At 70.6% G+C, this 19566-nt stretch carries 18 protein-coding genes; 12 read left to right on the top strand and 6 right to left on the bottom strand.

Translation table 11 applies throughout. From position 1 onward, the window contains the following. The first annotated feature begins 5 nt into the window (after nt 1-5). Nucleotides 6-2366: an Orn/Lys/Arg decarboxylase N-terminal domain-containing protein gene (locus ASF58_RS00150; protein ID WP_055945847.1), complete on the top strand. Its 2361-nt coding sequence runs from the start codon at nt 6-8 to the stop codon at nt 2364-2366. Continuing rightward, nucleotides 2366-2974, top strand: coding sequence for a GNAT family N-acetyltransferase (locus ASF58_RS00145; RefSeq protein WP_055945844.1), 609 nt, complete (start codon nt 2366-2368; stop codon nt 2972-2974). The genes ASF58_RS00150 and ASF58_RS00145 overlap by 1 nt, the downstream gene beginning before the upstream one ends. A 40-nt stretch (nt 2975-3014) precedes the next feature. Here ASF58_RS00145 and ASF58_RS00140 read toward each other — a convergent pair whose 3' ends face one another. Next, nucleotides 3015-3230: a hypothetical protein gene (locus ASF58_RS00140; RefSeq protein ID WP_055945841.1), complete on the bottom strand. Its 216-nt coding sequence runs from the start codon at nt 3228-3230 to the stop codon at nt 3015-3017. An 89-nt stretch (nt 3231-3319) separates the two neighbouring features. Then, nucleotides 3320-3949 carry a helix-hairpin-helix domain-containing protein gene (locus tag ASF58_RS24640; RefSeq protein WP_082512737.1) on the bottom strand — a complete coding sequence of 210 codons (630 nt, stop codon included), beginning with the start codon at nt 3947-3949 and terminating at the stop codon, nt 3320-3322. A gap of 189 nt (nt 3950-4138) precedes the next feature. On the opposite strand from ASF58_RS24640, the gene ASF58_RS00130 reads away from it, so the two are divergent. Continuing rightward, on the top strand, nt 4139-5995 hold the full coding sequence (locus ASF58_RS00130; protein WP_055945838.1) for an ABC transporter ATP-binding protein: 1857 nt from the start codon (nt 4139-4141) through the stop codon (nt 5993-5995). A 6-nt stretch (nt 5996-6001) separates the two neighbouring features. Here ASF58_RS00130 and ASF58_RS00125 read toward each other — a convergent pair whose 3' ends face one another. Continuing rightward, nucleotides 6002-6442, bottom strand: coding sequence for a response regulator (locus ASF58_RS00125; RefSeq protein ID WP_055945836.1), 441 nt, complete (start codon nt 6440-6442; stop codon nt 6002-6004). Further along, entirely contained in the window at nt 6439-7560 is a 1122-nt protein-coding gene (locus tag ASF58_RS27405) for a histidine kinase dimerization/phosphoacceptor domain -containing protein (protein WP_055945833.1), read from the bottom strand. Before ASF58_RS27405 ends, ASF58_RS00125 begins: the two co-directional genes overlap by 4 nt. A gap of 429 nt (nt 7561-7989) precedes the next feature. Here ASF58_RS27405 and ASF58_RS00115 point away from each other — a divergent pair, with 429 nt between their 5' ends. Continuing rightward, nucleotides 7990-9183, top strand: a complete 1194-nt coding sequence (locus tag ASF58_RS00115; RefSeq protein ID WP_055945831.1) for a patatin-like phospholipase family protein — start codon at nt 7990-7992, stop codon at nt 9181-9183. A gap of 184 nt (nt 9184-9367) precedes the next feature. Next, nucleotides 9368-10993 (top strand): ABC-F family ATP-binding cassette domain-containing protein, encoded by a 1626-nt coding sequence (locus tag ASF58_RS00110; RefSeq protein ID WP_055945827.1) that lies wholly within the window; start codon nt 9368-9370, stop codon nt 10991-10993. A 51-nt stretch (nt 10994-11044) separates the two neighbouring features. Here ASF58_RS00110 and ASF58_RS00105 read toward each other — a convergent pair whose 3' ends face one another. Further along, on the bottom strand, nt 11045-11173 hold the full coding sequence (locus tag ASF58_RS00105) for a hypothetical protein (protein WP_055945825.1): 129 nt from the start codon (nt 11171-11173) through the stop codon (nt 11045-11047). A 188-nt stretch (nt 11174-11361) separates the two neighbouring features. Between ASF58_RS00105 and ppk2 the strand changes: the two genes are divergently transcribed. After that, nucleotides 11362-12279 (top strand): polyphosphate kinase 2, encoded by a 918-nt coding sequence (ppk2, locus tag ASF58_RS00100; protein WP_055945821.1) that lies wholly within the window; start codon nt 11362-11364, stop codon nt 12277-12279. A 96-nt stretch (nt 12280-12375) separates the two neighbouring features. Further along, on the top strand, nt 12376-13245 hold the full coding sequence (locus ASF58_RS00095; RefSeq protein WP_055945818.1) for an enoyl-CoA hydratase/isomerase family protein: 870 nt from the start codon (nt 12376-12378) through the stop codon (nt 13243-13245). A gap of 3 nt (nt 13246-13248) precedes the next feature. On the opposite strand, the gene minC is transcribed toward ASF58_RS00095, so the two are convergent. Continuing rightward, on the bottom strand, nt 13249-13914 hold the full coding sequence (gene minC, locus ASF58_RS00090) for a septum site-determining protein MinC (RefSeq protein WP_055945814.1): 666 nt from the start codon (nt 13912-13914) through the stop codon (nt 13249-13251). Between the two features lie 445 nt (nt 13915-14359). Between minC and ASF58_RS00085 the strand changes: the two genes are divergently transcribed. The 5 genes from ASF58_RS00085 (at nt 14360) to ASF58_RS00065 (ending at nt 19562) form a co-directional block, all read left to right on the top strand. Continuing rightward, complete coding sequence (locus ASF58_RS00085) at nt 14360-14689, top strand: iron transporter (protein WP_156375531.1); 330 nt, start codon at nt 14360-14362, stop codon at nt 14687-14689. Then, a complete protein-coding gene (locus ASF58_RS00080) occupies nt 14686-16224 on the top strand; it encodes a PepSY-associated TM helix domain-containing protein (RefSeq protein ID WP_055945808.1) in 1539 nt (512 codons plus the stop codon). The genes ASF58_RS00085 and ASF58_RS00080 overlap by 4 nt, the downstream gene beginning before the upstream one ends. After that, nucleotides 16221-16559, top strand: a complete 339-nt coding sequence (locus ASF58_RS00075; RefSeq protein WP_055945805.1) for a DUF3325 domain-containing protein — start codon at nt 16221-16223, stop codon at nt 16557-16559. Before ASF58_RS00080 ends, ASF58_RS00075 begins: the two co-directional genes overlap by 4 nt. A gap of 52 nt (nt 16560-16611) precedes the next feature. Beyond that, entirely contained in the window at nt 16612-17904 is a 1293-nt protein-coding gene (locus ASF58_RS00070) for an ArgE/DapE family deacylase (protein ID WP_055945803.1), read from the top strand. 158 nt (nt 17905-18062) lie between these two features. Further along, nucleotides 18063-19562, top strand: a complete 1500-nt coding sequence (locus ASF58_RS00065; protein WP_156375493.1) for a hypothetical protein — start codon at nt 18063-18065, stop codon at nt 19560-19562. Nucleotides 19563-19566: the final 4 nt, after the last annotated feature.

The raw sequence follows: 19566 nt of genomic DNA, 5'->3' as shown, positions 1-19566 counted from the left end.
TCCGCATGGACTTCTTTCGCCGCTTCACCGTCCTGATGTGCGCGCCGAACTTCGACCCGGACGATCTCGAGGGCGTGCGCGTCCAGCAGATCATCGGCTCCGTGGAGAAGCTCGGCTTCGAGGTGGTGCGGGCCCGCCGCGTCGAGGATGCGGCCATCGCGGTCCAGACCGATTCGGCCATCGGCTGCATGGTGGTGGACTGGGGCAAGCGCGGCCTCGACGGCAAGGCGGCGGCGCTGATCAACCTGATGCGCAAGCGCGGGCTGGAGATGCCCATCGTCATCATGGTCCGGCGCAAGCGCCTGGAAGACATCCCCGTCGAGGTGCTGGACTTCATCGACGGGTACATCTTCCTCGCCGAGGAGACCCCGGACTACATCGCCCGCGGCCTGGTGAGCCGGGTGAAGCAATATGCCGAGACCCTGAAGACGCCGTTCTTCGGCGCGCTGGTCGACTATGCCGAGCAGGGCAACCAGCTCTGGACCTGCCCGGGCCACAACGGCGGCATCTTCTACAACCGTTCGCCGATCGGGCGGATCTTCGTCGAGCATCTCGGCGAGGCGGTGTTCCGCGACGATCTCGACAACTCGGTGCTCGACCTCGGCGATCTCCTCGTCCACGAGGGGCCGGCCCTGAAGGCGCAGAAGGAAGCGGCCGTCATCTTCGGGGCGGAGAAGACCTACTTCGTCCTCAACGGCACCTCGGCCTCCAACAAGATCGTGCTCTCGGCCCTGGTCGCCGAGGGCGACCTCGTGCTCTTCGACCGCAACAACCACAAGGCCGCGCATCACGGCGCGCTGTTCCTCGGCGGCGCGATTCCCGTCTTCCTAGAGACCGACCGCAACGCCTATGGGCTGATCGGCCCGATGTACCACGAGGCGCTGGACGAGAAGGCGATCCGCGAGAAGATCCGCACCAACCCGCTGATCACCGACAAGGAGGCCTGGCGGCGCGAGCGGCCGTTCCGCGTCGCGGTGGTCGAGCAGTGCACCTACGACGGCACGATCTACAACGCGCAGATGATCCTCGATAAGATCGGGCATCTCTGCGACTACATCCTCTTCGACGAGGCCTGGGCGGGCTTCATGAAGTTCCACCCGCTCTTCGCCGGCCGCTTCGCCATGGGGCTGAAAGGCCTCGACGAGACCTCGCCGGGCATCATCGCCACGCAGTCGACGCACAAGCAGCTGGCGAGCTTCTCGCAGGCCTCGCAGATCCACACCAAGGACAGCCACATCCGCGGCCAGACCCGGCGCATCGAGCACCGGCGCTTCAACGAGACCTTCCTGGTCCACGCCTCGACCTCGCCGTTCTACCCCCTGTTCGCCTCCCTCGACGTGGGCGCGCAGATGATGAAGGGGCGCTCCGGCGTCGTCCTCTGGGACGATACGATCCGCCTCGGCATCGAGTGGCGCAAGAAGGTCCGGGCCATCCGCCGCGAGTTCGAGGAGAAGGAGGGCGATCCCCTACGGCGCTGGTTCTTCGACCCCTTCGTGCCGGACACAGTCAAGGGGCCGGACGGCAAGGTGCCGTGGGAGAGCCTCTCCACCGACGAGCTTGCCGGCAACGCGAAGTACTGGGAGCTGACCCCGGGGGCGGACTGGCACGGCTTCACCCACGTGGCGCCGGACTACGCCATGACCGACCCCAACAAGCTCACCGTGCTCACCCCGGGCTTCAACCAGCACACGGGCGCGTATGCCGAGCACGGCGTGCCGGCCCCCATCGTGGCTCAGTATCTTCGTGAAAATCGCATCGTCCCGGAGAAGAATGACCTCAACTCGCTCCTCTTCCTGCTGACCCCGGGCGTCGAATCCTCCAAGGCCGGCACGCTGATCTCCGGCCTCGTGGCCTTCAAGCGCCTGCACGACGACAACGTGCCCCTCGAGGAGGCGATGCCCGAATTCGTGCGGCGCCGGCCCAATCGCTACAAGGGCGTGCGCCTGCGCGATCTCTGCGCCGACTTCCACGCCTTCCACCGCGAGCACGGCACCAGCACGCTCCAGCGCAAGCAGTTCGAGCCGGGGCACCTGCCCGAGATGGTGATGACGCCCAAGGAGGCGGTGCAGCAGCTCACCCGCAACAACGTCGATTACGTCCCGATCGCGGAAGCCGAGGGGCGCGTGGCGACGACCTTGCTTCTGGTCTACCCGCCGGGCATCGGCACGGTGCTTCCCGGCGAGCGATTGGACGAGCGGGCCAAACCCATGCTGGACTACTTCAAGATGTTCGAGCGCTCGGCGAACCTGTTCCCGGGCTTCGAGGCCGAGATCCAGGGCGTGTTCCGCGACGTGGATCCGGACGGGACGATCCGGTTCCACACCTATGTCATGCGAGAGCCCCGCGTCATGCGCGAGGGGCGCTGATGGCGGGCTCGTCCGAGAGCGATCCCGACCTCGTCATCCGGCCCTCGTCGGATAGCGACGTGCCGGACATGGTGGACATCTACGCCCACCACATCCGGCGCGGCGTCGGCGATGTCGGGGATTTCGAGGCGGATCCGCTCCATCCCGACGATCTGAAGAAGCGGCGCAAGGCCATGCGCAAGAAGCGCCTGCCGCACCTCGTGGCCGACCGCGACGGGATCGTGGCGGGCTACGCCTACGCGGTGCCGTTCCGCAAGCGTCCGGCCTATCGCTACACCCTCAAGCACTCGATCTACGTCCACCACGAGCACCTGCACGCCGGCATCGGCCGGCGCCTGCTGCCGGCCCTGATCGAGGCCTGCGCCGCGGGCGGCTACCGGCAGATGATCGGCTACATCGATGCGCAGAACGAGGCCTCGCTCCGCCTCCACGAGGCCTGCGGCTTCGTTCGCGTCGGGCTCCTGCCGGCGGTGGGCTACAAGTTCGGGCGCTGGAGCGACAGCGTCATGGTCCAGCGCGCCCTCGGGACGGGGTCCACGGACCAGCCCGGCACCTGGACCCGCACCGTGGAGGCGGTGGTGGCGGGGCACGACTGGATCGGAAAGTAGCGCGCCGGCGCCGGGGGCGCCCGCGCGGGGATCCGGACGCCTATTGCTGCGCGCGGTTGATCAGCGCCTGCAGCGCCCGGGCCACCGCCTCGCTGACGTTCTTGCGGTACTTGCGGTGGACCAGCTGGCCGTTGTGATAGATGTCGTGCTCCACGTAGAGCTTCTCGCCGTCCCACCGGACGATGTTGTCGGTCTCGGTGGTCTCCTCGACGCCGAGATCCTCGCGAAAGGTAACGCCCCCGGCTTGCGCAAACATGGCTCGTCCCTGGTGATCGAAGCGACTTTCCAGCTTCCTAGAGCCGCATCTTAGGCAGCCGGCGCGTGGCGCGCTACCCGAAACGGGCCTCAGCGCACCGTGACCTGATCCTTGATCCGCTCGTAGACCGCCCGGCTGAGGACGCGCTTCGACAGGAGCTCGCTGACCGAGGCGTAGGGCCGCTTCTGCACGATGGCACGCCCGATCATGCCGCCGCCCCGGAGGCCGTTCAGCTCGGCGACGGTTCCGGTGTTGAGGTCGACGATCGCGACGCCCCGCGGCCCGGCCGTCTCGGCGGCGTTGTCGATGGCCTCCTCGCCGGCCGATGGACTCGTCGGCCGGGCGGTCGTCCCGAGATCCAAACCCGGAGACGGCAGGGCCGGCGCACTCGGCAGCGGTGACGTGGGCGAAGCGCCATTCGGCATCGGTGCCGGCGGGGGCGCGGGCGCGGGGGTCGGCGGCACGGCGGCTTGTGGCACCGGCGCGGGGGACGGCGCAGCCTGCGGCAGGGGCGCCGGCGACACCGGGGAGACGGGCCGCGTCACGGCCGGCGGCACGGCCGCCTGGGTTCCGGCAGCCCCGGTCTCCGGGGCCGTCCGGCTGATCGGCGCCTCCGGTGTTCCGCCGTCATGCGGACGCAGGATTTGAATGATCCCGGCCAGGACGGCTGCCACCACGATGAGAATGCCGACCCGCAGGACCGCTGAACCGCTGAGCATTGTGAGGGCGGCCTCGCGCCTGTGAAGAGGATGAACGCCTAACATAGGCGATAAAGTGAAGTCTCGCCGGCGGATCGCCTGTCCTCAAGAGCTTGAAGACTTTGGCCGGTCCCGCGCTGACATCTCCGCGACTGGGTGCGGCGTCTGCGGCATCGACGGGGGTGCCGCTCCCGGTCATGGTCCCGGCCGATGCCCGATCGCCTCTCTCCCCTGACTGCCCTCTCCGCGCGCCTCGGCGCCCTGCGCCACCTGCCGGCCCTGGCGCGCCTCGTCTATGCCGCGAGTCCGCGCCTGCTCGTGGTCAGCCTCGGCCTGCGGCTGGCGCGGGCCAGCCTGCCCGTCGCAATGCTCTACCTCGCCAAGCTCATCCTCGACGCGATCGTGGCCGAGCATGCCCGGCCGCATCCGGGCGGCCTCGGGCCCGAGGCCTGGCTGTCGGATCCGGCCCTGAGGTACCTCGCCGTGCTGGTGGCCGCGGAGTTCGGCCTCGCCATCCTGGCCGACCTCCTCGGGCGGGCCAGCACCCTGGTCGACGGCCTCGTCGCCGATCTCTACGGCACGTCCGCCACCCTGAAGCTGATGCGGCACGCCGCCGAGCTCGATCTGGAGCAGTTCGAGGACAGCGCGCAGCAGGACCGCCTCGAGCGGGCCCGCCGCCAGGTCACCGGACGCTCGAACCTCCTGTTCCAGCTCTTCGGTCAGGGGCAGGATCTCATCACCCTCGTGGCCTTCGCCCTCGGCCTCGTGGCCTTCGCACCCTGGCTCATCCTGCTGCTCGCGGTCGCCCTGGTGCCGGCCTTTCTCAACGAGACCTACTTCAACCGCGAGGGCTACCGGCTGGCCTGGACCCGGACGCCCGAGCGGCGCGAGATCGACTATCTGCGCTTCCTCGGGGCGAGCGTGGAATCCGCCAAGGAGGTCAAGCTGTTCGGGCTGAACGGCTACATCGCCGAGCGCTACCGGGGGCTGGCGTCGAAGCTCGTGGCCGACAACCGCGCCCTGGCGCTGCGCCGGGCCGGCTGGGGCGGGGCCTTCGCGGCGCTCGGCACGCTGGCCTACTATCTCGCCTACGCCACCATCGTCTGGCGCACCGCCGCGGGCCAGTTCTCCATCGGCGACCTCGCCTTCCTGGCGGGCTCCTTCCAGCGCCTGCGCGGCCTGATCGAGGGGCTGCTCCTCGGCTTCTCGCAGATCGCCTCCCAGGCCCAGTATCTCGACGACCTGTTCTCGTTCTTCGCCGTGGTGCCGGCGATCCGCTCACCCGCGAACCCGGCGCCCCTGCCGCGTCCGATCCGAAGCGGGATCGTCTTCGAGGCGGTCGGCTTCCGCTATCCCGGCACCGACACCTGGGCGGTGCGCGACCTCAGCTTCCACCTCGCGGCCGGAGAGGTGCTGGCCCTGGTGGGGGAGAACGGCGCCGGCAAGACCACCATCGTCAAGCTGCTGACCCGTCTCTACGACCCGACGGAGGGCCGCGTGCTTCTCGATGGCCGGCCCCTCTCCGCCTACGACCTCGACGACCTGCGCGGCCGCATCGGCGTGATCTTCCAGGATTTCGTGCGCTTCAGCTTCACCGCCCACGAGAACGTGGCCGTGGGCCGGATCGAGGCGCGCGACGACACCGACCGGGTGGCCCGGGCGGCCGGGCGCAGCCTCGCCGACGGCGTCATCGGCCGGTTGCCGCTCCAGTACGACCAGCCGCTGGGCAAGCGCTTCGCCGAGGGCGTCGACCTGTCGGGGGGCGAGTGGCAGAAGATCGCCATCGCCCGCGCCTACATGCGCGAGGCCGAGATCCTGATCCTCGACGAGCCCACCGCCGCCCTCGATGCCCGGGCCGAGTTCGAGGTGTTCCAGCGCTTTCGCGAATTGAGCCACGGGCGCACGGCGGTGCTGATCTCGCACCGCTTCTCCACCGTGCGCATGGCGGACCGCATCCTGGTCCTCGCCGGCGGGCGGGTCATCGAGTCGGGCAGTCACGCGGAGTTGCAGGCGCTGGGCGGCCGCTACGCCGAGCTGTTCGAGCTGCAGGCCGCCGGCTATCGCTGAGCCGGCCTAGACGCTGAGGGCGGCGCGATAGGCGGGCGCGAGGCGCAGCCCGAGGGGCAGGGGAGAGCGCGGCGGCGGCGCGCGCACGCACTCGCTGAAATACGCCAGGGTGTCGAAGATCACCGCCTCGGTGAAGGGCTTGGCGATCACGCCGGCGGCCCCCTCGAACCCCTCCGGAAGGTGCTGGGCGTTGGCGGTGACGAAGATCAGGATCATCGCGGCCTCGTCCCGCAATGTCCGGACGATGTCGAGGCCGGACGAGCCGCCGCGCAGCTGGAGGTCGACGAAGACGAGGTCCGGCCGAACCTCGCGGGCGACCCCGATCGCCTCCTCGGCGGTCGCCGCGCTGCCGACGACGACGTGGCCGGCATCCTCCACGAGGAATTCCAGCTGCATCAGGATGAGCGCTTCGTCTTCCGCGATCAGGACCCGGAGGGGTTCGCTCACGTGCTGTCCTTGGCGCCCGGGGATTCGCGCGGGAGGCGAATGTCGATCGAAGTTCCGGGATGACCCGGCTGCCAGGCGATACTGGCATTCAGCTGTCGCGCCAAGCTCTCGATCAGGCGCTTGCCGAACGAACGCGTGCCCACGACTTCCTGGGGCATGCCGATGCCGTCGTCAATGATCCGGATGCCGAAGTAGCGTCCATCGGGCTGGACCCGGATCGAGAGGCGGCCGGGCCGGTTGTCGGGGAAGGCGTGCTTCAGCGCGTTGGTGATGAGCTCGTTCATCATCAGCGCCACGGGCGGCGCCTTCTCCACCGGGACCTCGACCGGCTCCAGGTCGAGGTGCAGGCTGATCCCGGAGCGGCCGGAGCCGCGCACGAGGTCCGTGGCGAGCTCGCGCGCGAACTCGGCCACGTCGAAGCGCTCGACGTCGTGGGACTGGTAGAGGCGCTTGTGCACCGTCCCCAGGGCCTCGACCCGGGTCAGCATCGACTTCATCGCTTCGCGCGCCGTGGGGTCGGAGATGCTCCGGGTCTGCATCGTGAGGAGCGAGGCGACCATCTGGAGATTGTTCTTCACCCGGTGGTCGACCTCGTGAACGAGCATGGTCTTGGCCGCCAGGGCGTCCGACAGCTCGCGCGTCCGCTTGGCAACCTCGCGCTCGAAATGCTCCTTCTCGTTCTGCGTCCGCATCTGCGCGTCGACCCGGTCGGTCACGTCGAGCTGCGAGGCGAAGAAGTAGTGCAGGTCACCGCTCTTGGTGATGACCGGGCTCATGTAGAGGGCATTCCAGAACGGGCTGCCATCCTTGCGGTAGTTGAGGATGTCGACGGCGATGTCGCGCCTGGCATCCACCGCCTCGCGGAGCTGCTGGATCGCGTTCGGGTCGGTGTCGGGCCCCTGAAGGAAGCGGCAGTTGCGCCCCATGATCTCGCCGCGCTCGTAGCCGGTGAGGCGCAGGAAGGCATCGTTGACGAAGACGATCGGATTGTCGTCGCGGCGCGGGTCCGTGACGATCATGGGCATGCGGGTCGCCCGGATGGCGGCAGCGAAGGGATCGCCCTTGCCGTGCTCGACCATCAGATCGCCCGTCAGGTGCCACGCATCGTCTCGTTCCATCGCCTCTGCCTCCTCCTCGCGCCACCGATCCCTGGGGCTGTCCTGCTCACCCCGTCATCCGTCAGGACCGTCGACGGCACATGCGGGCGGCACGGCCGGTCTGCGTAAGCGCAACCGGTCGGCGAAAGCAGGTTTCGCGAGGGAAACGGGATGTCGGATCATGACCGCGACGGTCAACCGTCACAGTATGGTGCTCCAACGGACGTGTGCGCAGGAAGTTCATTTGATGTCGGGGCGGGCCACGGAGGGCCCCGGCGTCCACACGCTTTCGCGAGATCGCGTGAGATCCCGGCATCTGCTGCGCGAATGCCACACCGGTACGGCGTCGCGAAGCGTAGCCGGAACACGGCAACGGCCAAGCTCGTTTTCCGTGTTAGGGTTGCGCCGGGGTCGGGCTCCGGAATCCAGACTGTGGACTTGGCTGTGGACATGTCGAACATGCGTCGTCTCGGTTGGACCCGGGGGCTCCTGGCCCTGCTCGTCGCGGGCCAGGTCGCGGCCTGTGGCACCACGCCGCGTACGTCCTACACGGCGAGCGAGGCGGCCGCCGCGGTCCTGCCCGGGCTCGATCCGAACGTCCGTGCCTACGCGGATGCCTCGGAGAAGACCTTCACCGAGATGTCGGCGCGCCCCCAGAACAGCAAGGTGCCGTTCGCCTACCTCGCCCTGTCCGGTGGCGGCGGCGACGGGGCCTACGGCGCCGGCCTGCTGAACGGCTGGACCGAGTCCGGCAAGCGCCCCGAATTCTCCCTGGTCTCCGGCGTCTCCACCGGTGCGCTGATCGCGCCCTTCGCCTTCGTCGGGCCGGAATACGACGCCATCCTGAAGGACATCTACACCAGCGGTGTCGCCTCGACCCTGGTCCAGTCGCCGAGCTTCGCCAACGTGCTGTTCGGTTCGGGCCTGTTCGGGGACGGGCGCCTGCGCGACCTCGTGCGGCGCTACGTGACGCCGGACCTCCTGGCGGCGGTCGCCGCCCAGCACGCCAAGGGCCGTCGTCTCCTCGTGGTGACGACGAACCTCGATGCCCAGCGCGCCGTGATCTGGAACATGGGCGCCATCGCCACCAGCGGCGGGCCGGCCGCCCTCGACCTCTTCACCAACGTGCTCACCGCCTCGGCCAGCATCCCGGCGGTGTTCCCGCCGCAGCTCATCGACGTCCAGGCGGCGCAGCGCACCTTCCAGGAGATGCATGTCGACGGTTCGGTGGTGACGCCGGTGTTCACGCTGCCGCAATCGTTCCTGCTGCGCGACGGCCGGTTCAAGGCGGGCGCCAAGTCCGACATCTACGTCATCATCAACGGGCGCCTGGAGCCGGAATTCGACCTGGCCCAGAACAACACGCTCTCCATCGTCGAGCGCTCGTTCACCACCGCGAGCCGCGCCCGCAGCCGCGCCACCCTGGCCGCGACCTACGCGCTCACGCGCAACAACGGCATCGGCTTCAACCTCGCCTATATCGACGAATCCGCGCCCAACGCCTCCACGGCCCGCGGCTTCGACACCGCGTACATGCGCAGCCTGTACGAGACCGGCTACGAGACCGGGCGCACCGGCACGTTCTGGCACAAGAACGTGCCGGTGGCGCCGCTGGTGAAAGCCTCGGTGGTGGCCGCCCAGTAGGCCGGCGCCCCGGCTCGTTTCCCGTCCGGGCACGACCCTGGGCTCGACCCGGGGCTCGACCCGGGGCGCGTGCGGCGAGGGGGGCGGTTGCGTGCCGTGCCTCTCGCGTCCGATGGTGCGGTGCGGTAGGGTCCTGGACCGCGTCCGGGTCCGTCCGGTGCCCACGCCCCCGACGAGCCCCCGCATGATTCAGATCGAAGACCTCACCTTCAGCGCCTGGGGCCGGCGCTTCTTCGATCGCGCCAGCGTCGCGGTTCCGCCCGGCTCCAAGGTCGGGCTGGTGGGCCGCAACGGCGTCGGCAAGTCGACCCTGTTCAAGATCATCCTCGGCGAGCTGCAGCCCGACGGCGGCGCCATCCTGCTGCCGAAGACCGCCCGCGTCGCCTCGGTCGACCAGGAACACCCCGCGACCCCCGTCAGCCTGATCGACACGATCCTGGCGGCCGACGTGGAGCGCGACGCCCTGAACGCCGAGCTCGAGACCGCCGCGCCCGAGCGCCTGGGCGAGATCTATGCCCGCCTCATCGAGATCGATGCCGACCGGGCCCCGGCCCGAGCCGGCGAGATCCTCTCCGGTCTCGGCTTCTCGGTGGAGGACCTGACCCGGCCGATGGCGGAGTTCTCCGGCGGCTGGCGGATGCGCGTGGCTCTGGCCGCCGCGCTCTTCGCCGAGCCGGACATGCTGCTCCTCGACGAGCCCACCAACTACCTCGACCTCGAGGGCGCCCTCTGGCTGGAGGCGCGGCTGAAGCGCTACCCGCACTCGGCCCTGATCATCAGCCACGACCGCGAGCTCCTGAACAACTCGGTGGACGCGATCCTGCACGTGGCCGGCGGCAAGCTCGAACTCTACACGGGCGGCTACGACGACTTCGAGAAGCGCCGGGCCGAGAAGGCCCGCCTCCAGGCCTCGACCAAGCAGAAGCAGGAAGCCGAGCGCGCGCACCTGCAGAGCTTCATCGACCGCTTCAAGGCCAAGGCCTCGAAGGCGGCCCAGGCGCAGTCCCGCGTCAAGCGCCTCGCCAAGTTGGAGCCGATCGCCACCACCATCGAGGAGCACGTGGCGCCGTTTCACCTGCCCTCGCCGAAGCGGCCGCTGGCCCCGCCCCTGATGCACCTCACCGACGCCACCATCGCGTATGGCGACGACGCGCCGGTGCTGCGGGACCTCAACCTGACCCTCGACGTCGACGACCGCATCGGATTGCTGGGCGTCAACGGCGCGGGCAAGTCGACCTTCGCCAAGATGGCGGCGGGCGCCCTCACGGTGCGCGACGGGCGCATGGTGCGGGAAGGGCGCGTGCAGGTCGGCTGGTTCCACCAGCACCAGATCGAGGCTCTCGACCCGAAGGACACGCCGCTGGCGATCATCCGGCGCGAGCGTCCGGACGACAGCGAGTCGGCGCGGCGCGCCAAGCTCGCGAGCTTCGGCCTGGCCTTCGACAAGCAGGAGACGACGGTGGATGCGCTCTCGGGCGGCGAGCGGGCGCGGCTGCTGCTCAATCTGGTCGCGATGCAGGCGCCGCACCTGCTCATCCTCGACGAGCCGACCAACCACCTCGACATCGACAGCCGGAGGGCACTCCTCGACGCGCTGAACGATTACGGTGGGGCGGTCATTCTCATCACCCACGACCGCTCGCTGATGGAGCTGGTAGCGGATCGCCTGTGGCTGGCGGCCGACAACACGGTCAAGCCCTTCGCGGGCGACATGGACGACTACGCGAAGTTCGTGCTCGACCGGACCCGCGCCGGGCAGCGTGCGCCCGGCCAGGGACGCGAGAAGAAGGCCAAGCGCCGGGCGGCCTGAGCCGCGCCGGGATTCCGGAGCCGGGCGGCCGAAGCCGCCCGGAGGGAAACCTTACTTCCGCAGGATCTTGGTCACGAGGCGACCGAGCGGGGTGCCGGAATCGTAGTTGCGGTCGTCGCGGACCACGGGACGGTCCTCGTTGCCGAGGAGCTTGGTGACGATGCGTCCGATCAGGCTCATGGGTGGACCCTCTTGATAGGTGGGGCGCCGGGCGAGCCAGGCTCGCGAAATGGCGCAGCTTGCCCTTTAACCCGTAGGGTGCGGTCCCCGTTCCCTCGGATCGTCGCCGGCTCATCAGGCCGTATCAAGCCTGTCATGATGCCGTGATCTAAGCGCGGCCGGCATTTCGGCGGAGACGGGGCTTCCACATGGACGGCGGGCAGCGGGCAGCGGAGGTGGAGGCGATCCGCCGGGAGGTTGCCGACGATTTCGACGAGGAGCTCGAACTCGAGATGGAGGACGAGCGCCTGGAGCGCCTGGCCGACGAGCTCGGACAGCCCGCCCGTCCGCCCGGCCTCGACCGCAAGGTTTATTTCCGCGAGCTGTTCCGCCTGCAGCACGAGCTGGTGCGCCTGCAGGACTGGGTCCAGGCCCAGAAGCTGCGCGTCGTCGTGATCTTCGAGGGCCGCGACTCCGCCGGCAAGGGCGGGGTGATCAAGCGCATCACCCAGCGGCTCAACCCGCGCGTCTGCCGCGTCGCGGCGCTGCCCGCCCCGAGCGAGCGCGAGCGCACGCAATGGTACTTCCAGCGCTACGTCTCGCACCTGCCGGCCGCCGGCGAGATCGTGCTGTTCGACCGGTCCTGGTACAACCGCGCCGGCGTCGAGCGCGTGATGGGCTTCTGCTCGCCGGACGAGGTGGAGGAGTTCTTCCGCTCCGTGCCCGAGTTCGAGCGCATGCTGACCCGCTCGGGCATCCTCGTGCTGAAATACTGGTTCTCGATCACCGACGAGGAGCAGGAATTCCGCTTCAACATGCGCATCCACGATCCGCTGAAGCAGTGGAAGCTCTCGCCGATGGACGTGCAGTCCCGCCGCCGGTGGGAGGACTACACCAAGGCCAAGGAGGACATGCTCGCCCGGACGCACATCCCCGAGGCGCCGTGGTGGGTGGTCGAGGCCGTCGACAAGAAGCGCGCCCGGCTCAACTGCATCAGCCACCTCCTGGCGCAGATCCCCTACGGCGACGTCGCGCATCCGCCGGTGCACCTGCCGGACCGCGAGCGTCACGCGGACTACATCCGCCACCCGGTGCCGGACGCGATGTTCGTGCCGTCCGTGTTCTGAGGCGGGGCGGGGCGGGGCGCCGGCCGCTTGCTCCGGCCGACCCCGATGGGCGAGAGGGAGGGTCACGCATCCGCGCTCGGCGCCCAGGGACCCCGCATGACCACGTCCGACGCGTCTCATACCGACGAGCTTCTCTTCACGGTCGAGGGCGGCATCGCGCGGCTCACCCTCAACCGGCCGCAGGCGCGCAACGCGCTCACCTTCGGGATGTACCAGGGCCTGATCGACGCCTGCGCGCGCATCGAGGCGGAGGGGCGTGTCAAGGCGCTGGTCATCGCGGGGGCGGGCGAGAAGGCCTTCGCGGCCGGCACCGACATCGCCCAGTTCCGGAGCTTCACGAGCGCGCAGGACGCGATCGACTACGAGCGCTTCATGGACCGGGTCATGGGTGCACTCGAGCGCCTGTCCGTTCCCACCATCGCGGCGATCGCCGGCGCCTGCACGGGCGGAGGCGCGGCCATCGCGGCGGCCTGCGACCTGCGGCTGGCCACCCGCGATGCCCGCCTGGGCTTTCCCATCGCCCGCACCCTGGGCAACTGCCTCTCCCTCGGCAACCTGCGCCGCCTCTCGGCCCTGATCGGCCCGGCGCGGGTCAAGGACATGATCTTCACCGCCCGCCTCGTCGGTGCCGAGGAGGCCCTCGCCATCGGGCTCGTCGGCGAGGTCGTGACGGATGCGGAGGCCCTGGCGGCCCGCGCCACGGAACTCGCGACCCTGGTGGCCGGTCACGCGCCGCTCACCCTGCGGGCGACCAAGGAGGGCCTGCGCCGCCTCCAGGACACGGACGATGCGGGCCAAGACCATCTCGGGCAAGACCATTCCGGCCAAGACCGTTCCGGGCAAGACCATCTGAGCCAAGACCGTCCCGGCGACGACCTGATCCGCCTCTGCTACACCAGCGCGGATTTTCGCGAGGGCATGGAGGCGTTCCTCGCCAAGCGCCCGCCGGCCTGGACGGGCCGGTAGGGCCTAGTCCAGCCCCGCCACCTTGATGGCGTCGCCCTCGAGCCGGACCTGGGCCGGCAGGCCGCGCTGGACCGGTCCGAGGTCGTCGGCGGTGCGGTAGAGCCCGTCGATGGCGATGAGTTCCGGCTCGAACCGGCGGCAGGTGATGCGGGCCTCCGGGTTGCCGGCCGCTCCCGCGATCGCCCGGCCGCGCAGGGCGCCGTAGACGTGGAGCGATCCGCCCGCGATCACCTCGGCCCCGGAGGCCACTGAGCCCATCACGGTGATGTCGCCCTCCAGGTGCAGGATCGTCTGGCCGGAGCGGACGGGCGCATCGAGGATCAGCGAGCGGAACGGGGCCGGCGCCGACGGCACCACGGGCGTATCCGGCGCGGCGTCCGCCGAGGCCTCTGGGGTCGGAACCGCATCGACCGGGCGCCCGCCCGCCGGGGGCGGTGGCAGACCGGCCCCGAGCTGGCCCGGGTCGGACCCTTCGATGCCCATCACGGCGACGTCGCGGGCGGCGAGGTCGGCCACCAGGGCGACGAGGGCCTCCCGCTCGAGCCCGAGCCCGGCCACGTCGAGGATGACGGGGCGACCCACGAAGAAGGCCGGCGAGCGCCGGGCCAGCGCGTCGAGTTCGCCGAGCCAGTCCGAGACGGGCAGCACCGGGGCGAGCACCAGGGCCATGAAGGAGCGGCCGCGGAAGCGGATCGGGGGACGGGGGGAGCTTGCGGTCACGATCGGGTGTCTTGTTCTCGGGCGATGTTCGCGGGAAGCGGGCGCTGGCCGTCACCTTATCCTAACCTGCGTCCCTGCGGCACAGGGCGCGACCTGCGGCCCGTCAACACGAATTCCGTCGGGCCATCGCTGGGCCACACCGGCGCACCGGTATGCGGAGCGCGACGGTGTCGCCGGCGGGACGCAGCATCCGAAAGTCGAATTGGAATGATTCCATAACATAGGGTTTGCGAGCCCAAGACCAGGATCGCTATAGCGGGGGTGATCCTCACGCATTGGGGGATCGGTCGGCGTTTTGTCCCGGCCGGGATTGCCGATCCTGCCTGCCTTTGCGGGGCCTGCCTCCGCACCTGTCTCGCCCATGCGCGTCTCGAAGGTGTTGCCTGTGACGGATATTTCCGGTCCCCTCGACAGGGCCCGCTCGCGAAGTGGCTGGCGCTACCGCTGCGCGGTGGCGGCACGCGTGGGCCTGGCGGCCTTCGGCGGCTACGCCCTGGCCGGGCTCGCGACGGCCTTCCTGTCGCTGACCCTGCCGATGGTGCGCTCCGAGGCGGTGGCCACCGCGACCCTGATCAGCTTCGCCATCCTGGCCGGCGCCGTGATCTGGGTCTTTGCCGCCCGCACCCTGCTGCGCGCCGCCCTGGGCCTCGGGCTTCCGATCGCGCTGGTGGGCCTCGGGCTCTGGCTGGCCCTCGACGGTGTCGCGATGGGACCGCCCGCATGAGACAGGGATTTCGCCAGTCGATGGCCTGGCTCCACACCTGGGCCGGGCTCGTCACCGGGTGGGTGATGTTCGCCGTGTTCGTCACCGGCACGGCCACCTACTACCGCGCCGACCTCTCGCTCTGGATGCGCCCGGAGCTGCGGGCCGGCCCCAACGATGCGATTCCGGCCGCCGAGCGCGGCATTGCCTACCTGAAGGCCCACGCGCCGAAGGCCATGGCCTGGTACGTCTCCGCGCCGCAGCCGGACCGGCCGGTGATCGCCGTCTACTGGATGGACAGCCTGGAGGCCCCCCTCGGGCAGGCCATGCTCGACGTCGAGACCGGCGCGCCCACCAAGGCGCGCGACACCCAGGGCGGCGACTTCTTCTACCGCTTTCACTACGAGCTCCAGATGATGCCGGCCCTCGGCCGCTGGATCGTCGGCGCCGCCGCGATGATCCTGCTCATCGCCCTGATCTCCGGCATCGTCACGCATCGGCGCATCTTCGCCGACTTCTTCACCTTCCGGCGGGACAGGTCGGCCCAGCGCGGCTGGCTCGATGCCCACAACGTCACGGGCGTCCTTGCCCTGCCGTTCCACCTGATGATCACCTATACGGGGATCGTGACCCTCGGCGTGATGTACATGCCCTGGGGCGTGACGGCCGCTTACAAGGGCGACGACCTGCGCTTCTACGTCGAGGCGGCTCAGACCACGACCTGGCGCCCGGCCGCGGGCCGGCCCGGCGAGGCCGTGCCGCTGGCGCCCCTGCTGGCCCGGGCCCAGGGTGAGATCTCGGAACCTCTCGAGATGGTCATCGTCAACAATCCGGGCGACGCCAACGCCACCGTGGTCGCCGTCTTCGAGGAGCCCCACGGCCTCGCCCATCAGCATCCGCAGATCGCCTTCGATGCCGCGTCCGGGAGCGTCGTCGAGCGGGTCGAGCCGTTGAAGCCGGCCGCCCGCGTCTTCACCAGCTTCATGGGCCTGCACGAGGCGCATTTCGCCAGCACGGCCCTGCGGGCGCTGTTCTTCCTCTGCGGCCTGCTCGGCGCGGCCACCATCGCCACGGGTCTCGTCCTCTGGACCGTCGCCCGGGCGCCGAAGACGGGCGAGGCGCCGGGCTTCGGTCTGCGCCTGGTGCGCGGCCTCAACATCGGGACGATCCTCGGCCTGCCCATCGGCATGGCGGCGTTCTTCCTCGGCAACCGGCTGCTGCCCGTCGACCTCGCCCATCGGGCGACCTGGGAGGGAGGCGTGTTCTTCGGTGCCTGGGCGCTGGCCGCCGTCGTATCCCTGCTTCGGCCGCACCGCAGGGCCTGGACCGAGCTGGGCCTCGCCGCAGGCCTCCTGTTCGGCGCCGTCCCGGTGGTCGGCGCGCTGACCACGGATCGCGGCCTCGACTTCCTGGCCTTCGACGCCGCCATGCTGGGGCTGGGCCTCGCCCTCGCCCTCGGGGCGCGCAAGGTGTCCCACTACGAGGCGCGCCGGCAAGCCGCGAAGGCCGCGCGCCCCGGCCCGGCCCGGGTGCCCGAAGGTCTCGTCGAAGCATGACGCCGCTCTCCATCGCCCTCAACCTCGCCCTGAGCTTCGCCGGGCTGGCGGCCCTCTGCCTCGCCATGGACCGCCACCATCGGGCCATCGCCGGGCGCGGCCAGACGCGGGCCCGCGCCCGGGCGCTGCGCCTCGCCGGCTGGGCCGCCCTCGCCGCCTCCTTCGCGGCTGCCGTGGTCACCTCGGACTGGAATTTCGGCCCGGTGCAGTGGATCGGCTCGCTGACCGGCGCGGCCCTCCTGGTGGTCGGGCTGGTGTCCTACCGCCCGGCCTGGATCCGCCCGGCCGCCCTCCTCGCCCTGCCCCTGGCGCTGGCGGCGGCACTGCTCGCCTGAACCGGCCGACATCGCTATCCTGGCCGCATCCCTCGCCAACGCCGGAGCGCCGATGCCCCTCGATCCCGCCCTCGCCGACCGCATCGTCGAGGCCGTCGCGGCGGGCTTTCCCGAACAGGTCGCCCACACCCAGGCCCTGGTGCGGTTCGGGTCGACCCGGGGGGCCGAGCACGCGATCCAGGACTTCGTCTTCCGGGCCTTCCGGGCCCGCGGCTACGCCCTCGACCGCTTCACCATGGACGGGGCCGCCCTGGCCGCCCATCCGGGCGGGGCGGCGATGTCGGAGACGCATTCGCAGGCGCCCCTCGTGGTCGGCATCCATCGGCCGCGGGCCGAGACGGGGCGCTCGCTGATCCTCCAGGCCCATGTCGACGTGGTGCCGCCCGGCCCCGCGGACCTCTGGACCCACCCACCCTTCGAGCCGGTCGTCGACGGCGACTGGATGTACGGACGGGGTGCCGCCGACATGAAGGCGGGCCACGCCGCCAACCTGTTCGCCCTCGACGCGCTGGCCCGGATCGGGCTTCAGCCCGCGGCCACCGTCACCCTGCAATCCGTGGTCGAGGAGGAATCCACCGGCAACGGCGCCCTGATGACCCACCTGCGCGGGTACCGCGCCGATGCCGTGCTGATCCCCGAGCCCGAGGACGAGAAGCTCGTGCGCGCCAATGTCGGCGTGCTGTGGTTCACCGTCGAGGTCCGCGGCCGTCCGGTCCATGTCCGCGAGATGGGGGCCGGCGCCAACGCCATCGACGCCACCTACCGGGTGATCGGCGCCCTGCGGGCCCTCGAGGCGCGCTGGAACGCCGAGAAGGCGGCCCATCCCCACTTCGCCGACCAGCCCGACGCCATCAACCTCAATATCGGTCGGATCGAAGGCGGCGACTGGGCCTCCTCGGTGCCGGCCTGGTGCCGGATCGACTGCCGCATCGCCCTCTATCCCGGCGTCTCGGCCGGGGAGGCCGCCCGCGCGGTGGAGCAGGCCATCGGCGATTTCGCCCGGGACGACGCCTTCCTGTCGAACACCCCGCCCCGCGTCAGCTTCAACGGCTTCTTCTCCGAGGGCTACGCCCTGGCGGAGGGATCGGAGGCCGAGGCGGTGCTCGGCCGGGCGCACCGGACCGCGACCGGCGCGGAGCTGCAGAGCTTCATGTCGCCGAGCTATCTCGATACGCGGGTCTACGCCCTCTACGACCAGGTGCCGGCCCTCTGCTACGGCCCGGTCAGCCAGAACATCCACGGCTTCGACGAGCGCGTCAGCCTCGCCTCCGTGCAGCGGATCACCACCGCGATGGCGCTGTTCATCGCCGAGTGGTGCGGGACGGAGGCCCGGGACGCCCGCTGACGCGGGGCCGTCCGCGGAAATGTGAGGACCGGCGGTGTGGATGGCACCCCGGTGAAGCCTTGTCGAACCGCGGGGCTACGCTAACCCTCTCCACCGTGACACATCCGCGGACCTTCCCCCTCGCTGCGCCCTCCGGCGTTCCCCGTCAGCCGGCCCGCATGCGCGCCGTCCCGTCGGCCTTCCTGCCGCTTCTCCTGGGGTTCGCGACCTGCCCCGCGGGCGCACAGACCACCGACACGAGTTGCTACGTCACCGGTGGCGGGACGCTGGAGATCTGCCGGGGGAGCGAGGCCGAGGGGGTGTTCTTCGCGCCCCCGGCCTGTGAATCCGCCAGCAGCGTACAGGTGATCCGCACGACGCCCGGCACCGGCCCGCTCCAGGCCGTGTACCAGGCCGAGACGCCCCCGGTCGCCGGGAAATCCCGGCGCGGTGAGACGGCCCGGGCCTGCGCGCCGCGCCGCGCCACCGACGCTCTCGACGGCGGCTCGGTCCGCTCCGGCGCGATGCCGGAGCAACTCGCCACCACGATGCCGCCGACCCAAGGACGCCTGTGGGAGATGGCCCGCGAGGTTGCCCGCAGCCAAGAAGGCACTCGCGGTCAAGAAGGTACTCGCAGCGAAGAAGGCGGCGGCGCCCAGGAGCGCGGACGCCGCCGCGGCCGTCGCCGGGCCGAATCCCCGCCCGTACCGGCGCCCGAGCCCGCCAGCGAGGGCATCGCGGCCCGGTATCCGATGACGGTGGCGGGGCGCGCCTGGGGCGGGGATGCCTACAGCTACGTCTTCTTCCTCGCGGCGGTGCCCACCGAGGCCGGCAACCGGCACGCGCTGCTCCAGGCCCGCACGCTGGACTTCAAGGGCTTCGACATCCGCGGCCGCACCGAGGCGGGGACGGTCTGGACGCCGTTCGGCGCGGACCGTCCGGCGGAGCGCTCCCGTCGCGGCCGGTCGCGGACGCCGGAGGCGCCGAGCCCCAGCGCCGTTCTCGACGAGACCGGGGCGGCGATCATCGGCAACTGCGCCGGGCAGGGCTTCGACCGCACCGATCTGGTCGGCGCGATCAGCGTGGTCGATCAGGTCTATCACTACTACTACACCGACGTGCTGCCCTCGGACTGCAACGAGCCGGCGGCGACCCGGCGGATGGGCCTCTACCTGCGGACCAGCCGCGACCTCACCGCCGACCGCGTCTGGTCGCCGGCCCGGACCGTCGCGGAGCCGCTGCCGGCCCAGAGCCTGGTGCGGGTGGCCAAGGCCCGGGACATGGACCGCTGGGTGGCGGCCTATCGCTGCAACCGCCCCGCCAACACCATGGACGGTCCCGTCGCCGACATCTGCGTGCAGTACACCGCCGACCTCGCGCCGGGCTCCCTTGCGGGCCTCACCTGGTTTTCGGAGCCGCAGGCGATCATGCGCTCGACCGCCTATCTCGGCCTGCGCTCGGGCGGCGACGGGTCGGGCCGCTTCGGGCGCAGCCAGCACTTCTGGATGACGGACCGCTACGGCAACCTCGCGACCCCGACGAGCTATCGCGCCAAGGCCGGCTTCCTGACCTGGCTGGACCGGCTCGCGCCAGGGGCGGGCGGCGCGAACGCATCGAGCGTGTTCGGCCGCCCCGTCTACTGGGCGACCTGGTCCGTGCGGCCGGTGGCGGCGAAGTAGCGCC

The organism is Methylobacterium sp. Leaf125, assembly GCF_001423085.1.
Taxonomy (GTDB): Bacteria; Pseudomonadota; Alphaproteobacteria; order Rhizobiales; family Beijerinckiaceae; genus Methylobacterium.
Note: the sequence above shows the minus strand (reverse complement) of the source record. Positions and strands in the feature narration are given on the sequence as shown.

What these genes read in the sequence shown, in the direction of transcription:
- ASF58_RS00140 (WP_055945841.1), bottom strand. Translation starts at nt 3,230, where the DNA reads ATGTTTGCGCAAGCCGGGGGCGTTACCTTTCGCGAGGATCTCGGCGTC.
- ASF58_RS00115 (WP_055945831.1), top strand. Translation starts at nt 7,990, where the DNA reads ATGTCGAACATGCGTCGTCTCGGTTGGACCCGGGGGCTCCTGGCCCTG.
- ASF58_RS24640 (WP_082512737.1), bottom strand. Translation starts at nt 3,949, where the DNA reads ATGCTCAGCGGTTCAGCGGTCCTGCGGGTCGGCATTCTCATCGTGGTG.
- ASF58_RS00145 (WP_055945844.1), top strand. Translation starts at nt 2,366, where the DNA reads ATGGCGGGCTCGTCCGAGAGCGATCCCGACCTCGTCATCCGGCCCTCG.
- ppk2 (WP_055945821.1), top strand. Translation starts at nt 11,362, where the DNA reads ATGGACGGCGGGCAGCGGGCAGCGGAGGTGGAGGCGATCCGCCGGGAG.
- ASF58_RS00070 (WP_055945803.1), top strand. Translation starts at nt 16,612, where the DNA reads ATGCCCCTCGATCCCGCCCTCGCCGACCGCATCGTCGAGGCCGTCGCG.
- ASF58_RS00130 (WP_055945838.1), top strand. Translation starts at nt 4,139, where the DNA reads ATGCCCGATCGCCTCTCTCCCCTGACTGCCCTCTCCGCGCGCCTCGGC.
- ASF58_RS27405 (WP_055945833.1), bottom strand. Translation starts at nt 7,560, where the DNA reads ATGGAACGAGACGATGCGTGGCACCTGACGGGCGATCTGATGGTCGAG.
- ASF58_RS00095 (WP_055945818.1), top strand. Translation starts at nt 12,376, where the DNA reads ATGACCACGTCCGACGCGTCTCATACCGACGAGCTTCTCTTCACGGTC.
- ASF58_RS00075 (WP_055945805.1), top strand. Translation starts at nt 16,221, where the DNA reads ATGACGCCGCTCTCCATCGCCCTCAACCTCGCCCTGAGCTTCGCCGGG.
- ASF58_RS00065 (WP_156375493.1), top strand. Translation starts at nt 18,063, where the DNA reads ATGCGCGCCGTCCCGTCGGCCTTCCTGCCGCTTCTCCTGGGGTTCGCG.
- ASF58_RS00150 (WP_055945847.1), top strand. Translation starts at nt 6, where the DNA reads ATGGACTTCTTTCGCCGCTTCACCGTCCTGATGTGCGCGCCGAACTTC.
- minC (WP_055945814.1), bottom strand. Translation starts at nt 13,914, where the DNA reads ATGGCCCTGGTGCTCGCCCCGGTGCTGCCCGTCTCGGACTGGCTCGGC.
- ASF58_RS00080 (WP_055945808.1), top strand. Translation starts at nt 14,686, where the DNA reads ATGAGACAGGGATTTCGCCAGTCGATGGCCTGGCTCCACACCTGGGCC.
- ASF58_RS00110 (WP_055945827.1), top strand. Translation starts at nt 9,368, where the DNA reads ATGATTCAGATCGAAGACCTCACCTTCAGCGCCTGGGGCCGGCGCTTC.
- ASF58_RS00105 (WP_055945825.1), bottom strand. Translation starts at nt 11,173, where the DNA reads ATGAGCCTGATCGGACGCATCGTCACCAAGCTCCTCGGCAACGAGGAC.